We start from the raw sequence: 1003 nt of genomic DNA on the forward strand, positions 1-1003 counted from the left end.
CGACGCACCGCTGAAAGAGTCGGCCCCTTGCGGTTTCAACTCCGGCATCACCGCGGGGCGATCGAGATCCTCGGTGTTCCACGCCAACATCGCGCCACCCCTGGCACCGACGCCGGCCACCAGACGCGAGCCGTCCGCGGCAAAGGGACTGGTGAAGATCGTGTCCCGAGCTCCCGCCCAGACCGGACCCGGAAGAGCCCACACGCGAGTCACACCGTTGAGTCCCCCGGTGACCAGATTGCGGCCGTCATCGCTGTAGTCGACGGTGGTCACCGCCCCACTGTCCGGAAGTGTTTCGATCCATACCCCGGTTCGGGGGTCCCACACGCGCACGGAGTTGTCGGAACTTCCTGCGGCAAGACGTGTGCCGTCTTTGCCGTAGTTCAGTTCGTTGACGTAGCTGGAAAATCCCGTCAGTGCCTGCAGGGGAGAGGGGCGCGCCGGATCGCTCATGTCCCACCGAACCACCTCCCTGCCAGTGGTTCCCGCCGCGAGCAGCAGTCCGTCCGGGCTGATTGCTACGCCGAGGTAGTGGACGGTGGTGCCGTTGGGCTCGGTCGCGAAGATCGGCGCCGATTCCTCACCCCACTTCGCGACGTCCCACACGCGCATTGTCGCTTGACGCCCGCCCGCCACGAGGAAGCGTCCGTCGGGGCTGAACGTCGCGGTGACGATGCCGTCAGCTGGATGCGGAAGAGCAGGCAAGGCAACGGCATTCGTGGAGCTGTCGATGTTCCATCGCAGGACGTCGGGCGTCGAGGTACCGGCGACCAGCTTGGTTCCGTCTGGGCTGAACTCCATGTCCTGGACTACGCGTTCACCGTCGACGGGAAGTGTTCCACGGACCGGATTCTTCGGGTCCGACACATCCCAGAGTGCAGCGCCGCCGGCACCACCGGTCGCAAGGAGCCGTCCGTCCGGGCTGTAGGCGACGGCAAAGAGGGCCGTGCCCTCCGAGACTCCGAGGAACTCTGCCTGCGGAACGGCTGAGGCAACACCGTCC

Annotated in this window: 1 protein-coding gene; it reads right to left on the reverse strand. The window is 66.1% G+C overall.

What is annotated here, in order from left to right:
* Positions 1-1003, reverse strand: a 1003-nt coding sequence (locus AC0B9F_RS38640; protein ID WP_472010549.1) for a WD40 repeat domain-containing protein, incomplete at both ends; no start/stop codon positions are given.

This window comes from Streptomyces sp. NPDC097129 (assembly GCF_055668065.1).